7 protein-coding genes are annotated in these 12196 nt (G+C 52.1%); 1 reads left to right on the top strand and 6 read right to left on the bottom strand.

Going from position 1 to position 12196, the window contains the following annotated elements:
- Positions 1-6: 6 nt before the first annotated feature.
- The 6 genes from Q4E93_RS29400 to Q4E93_RS29375 all read right to left on the bottom strand — a co-directional run bounded on the left by Q4E93_RS29400 (position 7) and on the right by Q4E93_RS29375 (position 8636).
- On the bottom strand, positions 7-933 hold the full coding sequence (locus tag Q4E93_RS29400; RefSeq protein ID WP_303591506.1) for an ABC transporter ATP-binding protein: 927 nt from the start codon (positions 931-933) through the stop codon (positions 7-9).
- Positions 934-956: 23 nt separating this feature from the next.
- The gene (locus Q4E93_RS29395; protein WP_303591505.1) at positions 957-1727 is read right to left on the bottom strand and encodes a DUF4397 domain-containing protein; all 771 of its coding nucleotides are present in this window, start codon (positions 1725-1727) and stop codon (positions 957-959) included.
- Positions 1728-1750: 23 nt separating this feature from the next.
- On the bottom strand, positions 1751-3211 hold the full coding sequence (locus tag Q4E93_RS29390) for a RagB/SusD family nutrient uptake outer membrane protein (protein WP_303591503.1): 1461 nt from the start codon (positions 3209-3211) through the stop codon (positions 1751-1753).
- Positions 3212-3221: 10 nt separating this feature from the next.
- The gene (locus Q4E93_RS29385; RefSeq protein WP_303591501.1) at positions 3222-6566 is read right to left on the bottom strand and encodes a SusC/RagA family TonB-linked outer membrane protein; all 3345 of its coding nucleotides are present in this window, start codon (positions 6564-6566) and stop codon (positions 3222-3224) included.
- A gap of 198 nt (positions 6567-6764) precedes the next feature.
- The gene (locus Q4E93_RS29380) at positions 6765-7958 is read right to left on the bottom strand and encodes a FecR family protein (protein WP_303591499.1); all 1194 of its coding nucleotides are present in this window, start codon (positions 7956-7958) and stop codon (positions 6765-6767) included.
- A 60-nt stretch (positions 7959-8018) separates the two neighbouring features.
- Positions 8019-8636, bottom strand: coding sequence for an RNA polymerase sigma factor (locus Q4E93_RS29375; RefSeq protein WP_303591497.1), 618 nt, complete (start codon positions 8634-8636; stop codon positions 8019-8021).
- A 263-nt stretch (positions 8637-8899) separates the two neighbouring features.
- Between Q4E93_RS29375 and Q4E93_RS29370 the strand changes: the two genes are divergently transcribed.
- On the top strand, positions 8900-12172 hold the full coding sequence (locus Q4E93_RS29370) for a SusC/RagA family TonB-linked outer membrane protein (protein WP_303591495.1): 3273 nt from the start codon (positions 8900-8902) through the stop codon (positions 12170-12172).
- Positions 12173-12196 lie beyond the last annotated feature (24 nt).

The raw sequence follows: 12196 nt of genomic DNA, 5'->3' as shown, positions 1-12196 counted from the left end.
ATTTATTTATGGGTGGGATTGAGTGGATAGTTGTTTGAAAACGTCGTCGAGCAGGCCTTTATCCAGGCTGATCTCCCGCAGGCGCCATCCATGTTGAATGCTGGCAGCCACTACTCGTTCTGCAATTTCATCGTCGCTGTCAAAGTAAATGCGGACTTGCCGGTCTGTGAGAAATTCGACCCTGGTGACGCCTTGCACTGCCAGCAGTCCGGCTGCCGGGGGTGGGTTTTCCATCCGGACCAACAAGCTATGCGGCTGAATATAATCGTTGAAAGCGCTCATGGAATCCGCAAAAACGATCCTACCCGCCTCGATCATGATCACTTCCTTGCACAGCAAGTGTATTTCGGAAAGAATGTGAGAGGATAGAAGGACTACATGATCCCGGGCGATCTCTTTTATCAGCTTTCTGACCTCTATCAGTTGGTTGGGATCCAATCCATTGGCAGGCTCGTCCATCACCACCAGCTTGGGTTTATGGATAATGGCCTGTGCGATGCCCACCCGCTGGCGATAGCCGCCGGACAGGTTGCGGATCAGCCGGCTGCTGAAATGTGCGATACCGCAACGTTCCTTTACTTCGTCCACAGCTGCTTTAATTTTATCCTTTGGCATTAGCCGCAGTTCTGCACAGTAGGTGAGGTATTCGTCGATGGTGAGGTCCGTGTACAGGGGGGGATCTTGCGGGAGGAAGCCGATCTGTCTCTTGGCTAATTCCGGAGATTCACGTATATCCACGCCGTTGATATAGACATGGCCTTCTGTTTGGTTCAGTACGCCGCACATGATGTTCATCGTGGTAGACTTGCCCGCGCCGTTGGAGCCTAAGAGCCCCACGGTGCCATGGTGACCTATTTCGATATTGATATCACGTATCGCCCAGGTATTGCTGTACTTGTGTGAGAGCCGCTCTACTTTTAAAATGCTACTCATATCTTCTTGTTTATCAGTAATACTTAATAAGAGGTGTAGGATTCGATCAGCATTATTTTCAGGCTGGCCGGGTCGCCGGGCAGTCCCAATAAGGCCAGGGTTAAATTCCGGTAAAGGCGCGTATTATTAAAGCCGTAGAGAAGACTGTTGATACCCGTAACATCATAGTTGCCGATGAGTGCGCCGGTGGCTGCGTCCCGGAACTCGAAATTATAGTCGCTGACGGCAGCGGTGGCAGGGTAATTCTTAAATCCCGTGATGCCTTTATAGGGCAGGCTGCTCACTTCCGACCCATTGGCGCCACCGGTGATATTGATGCTGACCGGGTTGCTGCCGGGCGAGAGGTTGACAAACCGCAAACCCACGCTGCTGTCGGAGGGGGGATGATAAGGGGGCGTATCCGTCGTAAACAAAGTATCCGGAGCCGACATGGTGCCTGTCAGGAAGAGGGTATGGATAGTCCCTGCCGGCAGGAGAAGGTCCAGGGAAAATAGGGGGGTGCTGTGTGCACTGGTATCCGGATAATGGTAGATGGCCAGTTTTTGCTGGCCGCTGTAGCACCCTTGCTGGTAGGTGCTGTTCCAGTTGCCGTATACGAGTTTTAAAGCTTTATTATACCAGGTGATGGGGCTGTTGCCGCTGAAGTTGGTCACCAGGGAGGGACTGCTGCCTACGACTGCATTGATCAGTGTCAGGGAGGCTGTGCCGGGCGCGGCGTGTTGTTTCGCGCAGGATAACATTGTACCAGCCAGCGCGCACGTGGCGAGCTGCCTGAGGAATATATTGTTCATCATATATCGTTTAAGGTTAGTAAATATCAATACCCAGGGTTTTGCACCAGGAAATGGTCTGACCGGATCTCGGCGGGGGGGATGGGATAGAGCAGTTGGTAATCTCCCGCCCATGGCTGTTTGCCGGAGAAGGCCGAAAGCACTATATGTGCCTGGCCGGTGCGGTTGAGGTCCAGCCATCGATGTCCCCATTCAGCAAAAAGCTCCACCTGTCTTTCATGCGCTACGGCGGTGATTATTTGCGGTTGGAGCAGGGAAGAGGACAGCGCCGGCAATCCTGCGCGGCTGCGGATGACGTTCAGGTCGGAGATGGCTGCGGCAGCGCCCCCCGCGGCGTCGTTGACCTCCGCTTCTGCGCGTACCAGGTACATTTCCGCCAGGCGGAGCACCATGTAATACTCCGTCGATGGCGCACCGAGGGCAGCGTTGTAGGGACCGGTCTTGTATTTAAAAGGGTACCAGGTGAAACCGGTGGCGTTATTACTGGTGCTGTCAACCCAGGCACTGCGGCGAAGATCTCCCGGCTCGAAAGCATTCAGCAAGGGTGCTGCCAGACAATAGTGGGCCACACCGGTGAATTGTGGGGATGGAAGTATGGTGAATCCTTCCACGGTTGCGTTCTGATACGGGGTGTTGTCAGTACCCTGCTTTAATTGCCAGATGGCTTCCCTGCTATTTACCAGGAATACGTTTTTGGGATCACTTTCCAGGCTATACAATGTGGTGTTGTTGATAACGGAAGTAGCCTGGGCGGCGGCATTCGCGTAATCTTTTGTGTAGAGATAGGCTCTTGCCAGCAGGGCTGTGGCAGCCCATCGATTGGGGACGATCCTTTCATAGCCGGAGTTGGCGGCTGCCGAGTAGTCGGGAGGCAACAGGGACTGTGCATCTTTCAGGTCCTGGATGATCTGGCGGTACACATCCTTGACGGGCGTTCTTGCCATGTACCGGGTCTTATTGAAATCCACCGTCAGTGCCAGTGGTACATCGCCAAACAGGTTGGTGAGATAAAAATAAGCGAAGGCCCGGACGAATTTGGCCTCAGCGGTAAGCTCCTTCCGGACGCTGTCGGTCAATGCATCGGAAGTGGAGGCAGCAATGCCTTCGATGACTGAATTCGCGCCATAGATGGTTTTATAGGCAGATGTCCAGACCTCGGAGGTATAACTGTTGGAATTTAGCAATTGATTCGGGCTAAAGGCAAGTATGTTAAGATCTCCTATGCCATAATAGAATAATTCATCGGAGGACATCCCGGCAAGCAAGGTGATATATCCATTGCTGAAAGACAGCGCCTGACCGTTGATCAGCTGGGTGTAGATGCCGGCCATGGCGGAGGTAGCCTGTGCATCGGAGGTAAATACTTCGGCGGTTGTAATGCTATTGATCGGCTCGGGAACAGAGACCATTTTCCTGCATGATAGCAGGCCAAGGCCTATGGTAATGCAGAAAAGTGCAGGTAATACGTATCGGTGATGAGTAAACATGGTAGAAGAATTAAAAATTAAGTGAGATGCTGCCGGCGATGATCCTGGGTGACGGCAGGTACCCGAATGATGTTGTGACTTCGGGGTCAATGCCTTTATAGCTGGTGATGGTAAAGACATTCGACATGTTGACGGAGAGGTTCACTCCCTGCATATGCGCCTTCTTACAGATATTTTCCGGCAATGAGTAAGAAAAGACCAGGTTATTCAGCCGTAGGTAGGATGCATCGGTGTAGGCTCCGTCTGATGCGGTGAGATAACTGTCATTTTGCGACCCCACGGTTGAAAACCTGGGATACCTGGACTGATCGCCCGGCTTTTGCCAGTGGTCATTGAAAACATCGGCTGGTATATTTCCCATGTTGCCGGGGACATCCGTGAAGGGTATCTGACCCAATTGCTTTTTGAAATTAAAGAACAAAGTCAGCATGCATCGCTTGTACGTCAACATGCTGTTGATCCCTCCACTGTAGCGCGGGGTAATATCGATGGCTATATACCGGTCGTCATTGCCAGTGGCAGCCGGGACATTGGCGTTGGTGCTGATCGTGCCGTCGTGATTATAATCAGCGTAGCCGGGCTGCCCGTTCAGGGGATTGATGCCCAGATAGTGGAGTACATAAATGGCGTTGATCGACTTTCCTATTTTATAGGTAGTGTAATAGGGAGAGAACTCGAAGTCGGGATAGCTCAGCAGTTTATTCCGGTTGATCCCGATGTTGAAATCGACGGACCAGGAAAAGTTTTTAGAGGCAACCACTTTTGCTTTGACAATCCCTTCCCATCCTGTGTTCTGTACATTGGCGGGGGAGTTGGCGGTGACGCTGGTGAAGCCGGTGAATGCGGGAGTAGGCATGCCCACCAGCTGATTGTTACAGCGGTCTCTGTAGTAAGTGACGGTGAGATTGATCCTGTCTTTCAGGAAGCCCAGGGTAATGTCCGTATTTATTTTTCGATTGGACTGCCATTGGTAATCCTGGTTCACGGCATGTACGGGGACAAGGGGAACAATACCGTTGTACGGGGGAGAACCGAGGTAGGCGGCAGGGGTTGACCACTGGGAGAGGTATTGATAAGCGCCACCGCCATTATGGCCTGTAATGCCATAACTGGCATTGAGCTTGAAGAAACTCCACCAGGAAGGTAATACGCGTTTCATCCATGGTTCTTCCGAGGCGATCCAGGCTCCGCCGATGGCCCAGAAATTCCCATATTGCCTGCCTGGCCCGAAATTGGAAGACCCGTCCCGGTTGCCGGACAGTTCAAGGATATATTTGTTCTCCCAGTTATAATTGATGCGACCGTGTATATTGGCAAATTTTGTTTGCGCTTCATTTGACGAGGAAGATGAGCCCATGGCGTTGGAAGGGGAATGCAGCAGCGCGTCATTGGTATATCCAAATGCTCCGATGGTGGTGCCCCGGGAAATGGTGCCTTGCATAGAACCTCCTGCCATGCAATCGAGCTTGCCATTCCCGATGTAGAAAGCATAGTTCAGCTGCGGCTCGATGTTCCAGTTGCTGGCGGCGGAGTTGCCAAAACCGGCAAACCCCATCGGATGGAGAAGGGGGTTTTGGGAGGCGATGGTAGTATAATTAGCGCTCGTCGTTGTCGCATGGTTGAAGCCACCCTGGATACCCAGTTTCAATCCCTTTGCCAGGATGTAATTTACGTTCAGGCCCCCGTTGAGAAAATGGCTGCTGGCGCTGGTAGGCTGCAGGATGCCGGCAAAAAGAAACTTATCGCCGACCCCGGCTTCGTTCCAATCTTTATAGTTCAGGTTGCCTTTGTCATCGAAGATGGGTGGGGTATTGGGCGCCAAGGTTGACAGGCCGGGCATGGTAATGGCATCTACATACGTATATCCGTAGGTGGCCCTGAGATCAACAGTCAGTCGCTGGTCGAGGCTATGGTGGATCAGGCCTGAGGATAGGCTGATCCGCTGGTTGGTGCCTTTGAGGGTGGTGATATCCTGGCTTCGGTTATAGCCCGCACTAACAATAAAGGAGGTGATGCGATCGCCGCCCGAGAGGCTGATGGATGCGTTGGTGCTCTTTGCGACACCCCATATTTTCTTCTGCCAGTCTGTATAGCGGGTGGTATCCCAGTTGACGAGGTCGGGAGCGTTGGCGGCTGTGAGGGGCAGGCCGTCATTCTTCAGGGCTTCCCGGCGCATTTGCAGGTATTGGGGGGTGTTCAGCATTTTCCAGTGTCTGGGAACGCTGCTGGTGGACTGCTGGACGGACATTTGCAGGGAGGTTGCACCCGGCTGCGCTTTTTTAGTGGTGATGAGGATCACCCCGTTGGCTCCCCTGGAGCCATAAATAGCTGTGGCTGCGGCGTCCTTCAATACCGTCACACTTTCGATATCTGCAGGGTTGATGCTGAACAGCGGGCTTTGCCCCCTGGTATTGGAAAAGAGGCCTGCCTGGATAAACCCGGTGGATCCGTTGGTATAGCTGCTTTTGAGAAAAGAGGTGTTGGTCAGGTCGAGGATGGTGAGGGGGACTCCGTCGATCACGTACAGCGGATCGGATACCTGGTTTGGATCAAGGGTGTTCCTACCTCTTATCTCCACTTTGACGGGGGCGCTGACGTAACCTGAAGTGGGTGTTACCAACATTCCGGGAACCCTTCCATTGAGGGCCAGGAGGGGGTTCATCACAGGCTGTTTTTGAATATCCTCTCCTGATACCTGGATGATGTTTGCTACGGACAGACGCCGGCTCGTTTTTCCATAGCCCTGTACGACCTCTTCATCCATGGTATTGATGGCTACCGTAAGCTGGATATATAATTCCTCTTCCTTACCCGACAGGGTGATCTGCCGGTTGGTGTAGCCGACGTAACTGACTATCAGTTTACTTTTCCTGGCGGAAGCAGGAATGCTGAATGCCCCGTGGCCATCGGTGAGGGTGCTCTTACCTGTTCCGACAATAATAATGGACGCCCCGGAAAGGGGGATAAGATTTTTATCCGTTACCACACCGTGTAAGAGCTCCGGGCTGGGTGGACGGGCCGACGTGTCTGTTGCGGGTGGGGCAGGGGCCGGGTTGGGCTGGCTGGTGCGGGATATGACGATGGTTTTGTTTTGAAAGGAGAATTTGAACGGTTGCCCGTTGAGCACGCAGTTCAGGAACAAGGGCAGGGAATAATTTTCCGCCCGGATGGTGACGGGGCGGGCATCCTTCAGGATCGCCTCATCGAAGAAAAATACATACCCCGTTTGTTTCTCCACGGCGGCGAAGATCTTCTCAAGTGGCACATTCCGCCCGGAAAAGCTGACGGTTTGAGAATGCACGCGGGCGGACACTTGCAGACAGGCGCCCAGAAGTAAGATGGATGTAAGTCGCATTGCTAGCAGAGTTGGTTTGAAGCCGTAGCGCCTCTTCCAGGCTGGCCGGCTAAAAAGAGCCTTAAAATGCATAAATTTGCAGTGTTTGGGTGATTGAATAAGCAGTCCTGCCGGGACTTTGTTTGTGAACGGTTGCCCAGACTCCGCCGGGAGTGCTTCCAACACTTCCGGTTTTGTTTAGGTACCTATGAAAAGTGATTACTGTGTTACAGTCAATGTTTTTCCTTCGATATGGAATTTGACATCCACGTCCTGTAATAACTGGATCACCTGGGAGAGGTTCAGGTCCCTGGTAATCTTGCCATGAAAGGACCTGACTGGTACATTGCCATCAAATTTTACTTCGATGTCATACCACCTGGCCAATTGCCTCAGCACCGTTTGCAGATTGGCGTGGTCAAAATCGAATATTCCTCTCTTCCAGGCCAGGGCCTGATCTATATCCGGGTTTTTGACCAGGCTGATCCCATCCTGCACCCGGGCTTGCTGGCCTGGCTCCAGGATCAGGCTGTGGGATGGACCGCTGACAATTCTTACACTCCCTTCCAATAGAGTGGTCCTGATGTCAGGTTCGCCGGGATAGGCATTGATATTGAATTGCGTACCCAGCACTTCCACGTCTATCTCCTTCGTTGTTACATGGAAGGGCATAGATGGGTTCTTTGCGATCTCAAAAAAGGCTTCCCCTGTGATGGCTACATCCCTGGAGCTGCCTGTAAAGGCCACAGGGAAGCGAATGGAGGATAAGGCATTGAGCCAGACTTTCGTACCATCGGATAAGGTGAGGGGAGGAGATTGCTCGCCCCGGTTGGTGGTGAGCGTGTTATAAAGCAGCGCCTTGACGTTGGTTTGTATTTTCGACGGAGTGATACTGTTATAGGTAATGGCGCCATGTTCGTGTTGAACTGTCGTTCTGCCCTGAACGGCCAATTGACCAGACCGGGCGCTGTCGATGGTGACCCGGGAGCCGTCCGCAAGCGTCAATACGGCTTTTGTCATACCCGGCGCTACATCGTTGGATGACGAATGGGCAATATTATTATTTGTATTGTCTACCGGGGTTGGTCGCTCGCTGTGATAAAATAAGTATCCCCCAACGCTTATCAATAAGAGAATGGCTGCAGCCCATCCCAGCCAGTGCCGGCGAAATAACGGGATGGTCCCATTCTCCGAGTGACCCCGGATGGCCTGTTCCAGTTGCAGTCTGAAATCTTCCGGCATCTCCGCGGTTTCGGGAAAGGCGCCTGGTAAAATGCTGCTTAGGGAATATACCCGGTGAAATTCTTCCAGACCGGCTTGGCTATACCATTGAAAGAAGGCGATTGCTTCTTCCCCGGAAAGTGTGCCGGCAGCATAACCTTCCATCAGTGCTATGATCTTTTCATCTTCCATATATTCGACTTATATCTGACAATTGAGGAAATAAAACGGACACCGGGAACGACGTTTTTTTTAAAGAAAAAATAATAGGAGCAGGATGAGTGTATCGCCCGTATTTTTTTGAAGGGCTTCTTTCACCGATTGAAGCGCTGCATAGAGATGTTTTTTTACGGCTGAAACGCTGATTCCCATTTCATGGGCGATATCCCCCAGGGCCATACCTTCCTGGGTGCGCAGGACAAATATCCTGTGTTTTTGTGCAGAAAGCTGGTTGATGGCATTGACGGCTGTTTGATAATATTGTTTATATAAGTAGTCCTGGTCGGGGGAAGTACCGGCATTCCTTATCGTGTGATCGGAGAGGGATCGGATGATCCGCTGATTGATCTTTTTTCTTTTTAATTGATTGAAAAGAAGGTTTTTAGCCAGCGTATATGCATAGTCTTCGAATGACCGGATAAGAAGCAGGGACTCTTTGGCCTTCCAGATCTTCAGGAACGTCTCATGGATGATCTCCTGGGTATCTTCGTGGGATTGTGCTATGAAGGCGAGTGAGGAATATAGCTGGGGATAATAATAGGTATACAGCCGGCCGTAGGCCATCTGGTCGCCATCGGCAGCGAGACGTACTAAATTGGCTTCATCGGGGATCCGGACGAGAGGCGTTTTGTTGTAGTGGGGCGGCGGCAAAATAAACAGTGTATGGTTATTCGCAATATAGGTATTTTCCAGGGTTAAATTTTTGTTTGCCGGGGGGTGTCTGTTTGCTTTTCCCGATTGTCATTTATGGTTCTGTGGTTGTTGTATTTCTAAGGATCTGGCGATTATTCGAGTGATCAGCCGTTGGTATTTCAAAGACAACCTTTCGAATATTGAGTAAGGCGCTTCGGTAATTGAGCTCATCGTGGCTATGATAATCTGCTAATTTCCATTTCTAATCAAAATTAGCAGTCATGAGAAAGTTCTTATTACTACCGCTGTGCTGCCTTTTACTTTCGATTGCAATAAAAGTACAGGCGCAGGAAGTGACCGGCAAGGTCGTTGATTCTGCCGGAAACCCATTATCCGGAGCCACGCTGAAGATCAAAGGAATAAAAGCTGGTGTCAGTGCCGGCGCAGATGGGAGCTTCCGGTTAAAGCTTCCGCGGGAAGGGGTGCTGGTGGTCAGCGCCGTCGGTTATTCGCCCCGGGAGGTAAGGGCTGTCAACGGAGCTTCGCTGACTATTACATTGTCTGCCAGTGGACGCGTAATGAATGAAGTGGTGGTAACTGCCATCGGCATCAGCCGGGAGAAGCGGGAACTTGGCTCCGCCACGCAGACGATCAATGCGGATCAGCTGAACAATACCGGAACGGGTAATCCATTGAGCGAGTTGAATGGGAAGGCCAGCGGCCTTACGGTGATCAATAGCTCGGGTGATCCGGGAGCGGGCACCTATATCCGTCTGCGCGGGGTGACTTCCATCACGGGAAATAATCAGCCGCTGATGGTCGTGGACGGCGTGCCGATCGATAATTCCATTAATAACTATGATCCCACTTCCACCGGGATCTTAGCGGGCGGCCCCAACGGCAATCTGCTGGGCGGTGTCCAGCCTACTAACCGGGGAGTAGATCTAAACCCAAATGACATCGAGTCCGTCACGCTGCTGAAAGGGCCTGCAGCGACGGCGCTTTATGGAATACAGGCATCCAGCGGGGCCCTGATCATTACGACCAAGAAAGGGGGAGCGGGGCAAGGACCTGTCCTCACTTTCAATTCCTCTTTTTCCGTAGACAAGGTCAGCAAACTGCCGGAGCGGCAAAATATATATTCGCAGGGAGATGGGGGAATATACAAAGCATTGAACAGACTCTCCTGGGGTGCGCGGATCGACACCCTATACCGCGACGGGATACGCGATGAATACGACCCGAATGGACAGCTCGTCGGCGCATCGGATCCAACCAGGAAATCAAAAGCAGTGGTGTATGATCCGTATAAATTCTTTCAAACGGGACTGACCTTTAACAACAATATCGCCTTGTCGGGCGGTAGTGGAAAATCCGCTTACCGGATGTCCCTGGGTAACCTGCACCAGAGCGGGATCATTCCCAGATCGAAATACGATAAGACTACGTTCAATGTAAGCGGGCAATCCGCTTTATCGAGCCGGTTAAGCATCTCGGGCGGGATCAATTTTGTCAGGAGTGCGAATGACAAAGCGCAGCAGGGTTCCAATACCTCCGGCGTCATGCTGGGACTATTGCGTACCCCGCCGACGTTTGACAATTCAAATGGGCTGAAGGACGCCGTCAACAATCCGGCCGCCTATCTGCTGGCCGATGGTACGCAAAGGGATTACAGGGGCGGGCACGGATATGACAATCCTTACTGGACCGTGAACCGGGTCACTTTTCATGAAGACCTGATCAGGGCATTCGGATATGCCCAGGCCAGCTACCAGCTGCTGGACTGGATGACCCTGTCTTATAAAGTGGGAGGGGATGTTTATTCTCAGAATGATAAGAACGGATACGACATAGGGGCCAATGTCGCCGCGCAAGGAGCCGTGTACCTGTCAGACTTTTACAACCAGCAATACAACTCGGATGTCACCATCAGCATGAAAAAGACATTTTCCGATGACTGGTCGGGGTCTTTATTGGTGGGACAAAACTATTTTACCTTAACGAGTCATGCGAAGATCTCCAGCGGGACGGGACTGACGCTGCCAAACTTCCTGGATATGGCTAATGTTCAGTCTTATACCGCCCAGGAATTCGATTCAAGGAAGCGGACGTCGGCTTATTACGGAGAAGCGCACCTGTCATTCCGGGACAAGCTTTTTCTTACCGTAACCGGCCGGAGGGAGACGTCATCTACGCTGCCACCCAGAAATAATAGCTTCTTCTATCCATCCGTCAGCCTGGCTTATGAATTTTTCAAGCCTGGTCAGGCAACATCCAATGGTATCCTGAATTATGGGAAGTTGAGAGGATCTTTTGCGCAGGTGGGTAAAGATGCGCCGACACAGGGATTGAGTACCTATTATCGCCCGGCGATCGTCAACGATGGATTCACCAGCGGCATTGTGTTTCCCGTAGCCGGCGTTTCGGGATACCAGCTCGCAACTCCGACCGCTGTCATCGGTAATCCCGATCTTAAGGCGGAAAAGACCAATTCCTATGAATTCGGAACGGACCTGGGATTCTTTAAGAACAGGGTCTCGCTGAATGCAACATTATATTATTCCAAATCCTCGGATGTGATCCTCACTGTGCCTGTTGCGTTTACATCCGGCTTTGGGGCGGAATTGCTGAATGCTGCAGTGATCACTAATAAAGGACTTGAGATCACCCTGAATACAACCCCCTTCAAATCGCAAGACTGGCGGTGGGAAGTGAATTTTAACTGGGCCCGCAATGTCAACCTGGTGAAGTCCCTGGCCGCCGGGGTAGACCAGGTGGGGATCGCCGGTTTTGTCAGCGGTTCGGTCAACGCAGTTCCGGGTCAGCCGTTCGGCGTCATCTACGGTTCCGCCTATCTCCGTAGTGACCCTTCCAATCCCAAAAGTCCATTGCTGATCAGCGATAGGCCGGGACCCGGGTATGGCATGCCGATCGTCGGCAGCCAGAGTGCTGTGCTGGCAAAGGTCGATCCCGACTGGACGGGCTCGATGATCACCAACCTCACTTATAAGGGTTTTAACCTGGGCATTCAGCTGGACATCAGGCACGGCGGCCATATATGGAATGGGACGAGAGGCGCCATGAGCTATTTCGGCACATCCCGGGAGACGGCTAATCGGGGCCAGGCTGTTACTTTTCGCGGGGTAGCGGGGCACCTGGACGACAACGGCAACATTGCGCATTTCGATGCAACGGGCGCCGAAGTACTGAAACCCGGCGGTCCTAATACGGTAGCTTCCGCCTATAATCAATATTACTGGCAGAACGTCGCCAGCAGCTTTATCGGGCCGGCTGAAGCCAGCGTGGAAGAGGATGGGTTTGTCCGTATCCGCCAGGCCAGCCTGGGATACCAGCTGCCCTTGTCTGTCTTAAAGAACCTGCATCTGAAAAGCTTGTCGCTGACGCTTTTTGCCAATAACCCGCTGCTTTGGACAAAATATAAGGGAGTGGACCCCGAGACCAGCCTGGCTGGCCCCGCCAACGGACAGGGGATAGATTATTTCAACGGGCCCGGCGTCAAAAATTACGGTGTACGCCTGGGACTTAGTTTATAATTAACGGGGAACTGTAAAAACAGA

Source organism: Flavitalea plasmicola, assembly GCF_030546645.1.
Taxonomy (GTDB): Bacteria; Bacteroidota; Bacteroidia; order Chitinophagales; family Chitinophagaceae; genus Puia.
The sequence above is the reverse complement of the archived record's forward strand: the minus strand, read 5'-3'. Positions and strand labels throughout refer to the sequence as shown.

Bases quoted from the DNA above. Each gene is read 5' to 3' on its own strand.
- Q4E93_RS29400 (WP_303591506.1), bottom strand. From the start codon at position 933: ATGAGTAGCATTTTAAAAGTAGAGCGGCTCTCACACAAGTACAGCAAT.
- Q4E93_RS29395 (WP_303591505.1), bottom strand. From the start codon at position 1,727: ATGATGAACAATATATTCCTCAGGCAGCTCGCCACGTGCGCGCTGGCT.
- Q4E93_RS29390 (WP_303591503.1), bottom strand. From the start codon at position 3,211: ATGTTTACTCATCACCGATACGTATTACCTGCACTTTTCTGCATTACC.
- Q4E93_RS29385 (WP_303591501.1), bottom strand. From the start codon at position 6,566: ATGCGACTTACATCCATCTTACTTCTGGGCGCCTGTCTGCAAGTGTCC.
- Q4E93_RS29380 (WP_303591499.1), bottom strand. From the start codon at position 7,958: ATGGAAGATGAAAAGATCATAGCACTGATGGAAGGTTATGCTGCCGGC.
- Q4E93_RS29370 (WP_303591495.1), top strand. From the start codon at position 8,900: ATGAGAAAGTTCTTATTACTACCGCTGTGCTGCCTTTTACTTTCGATT.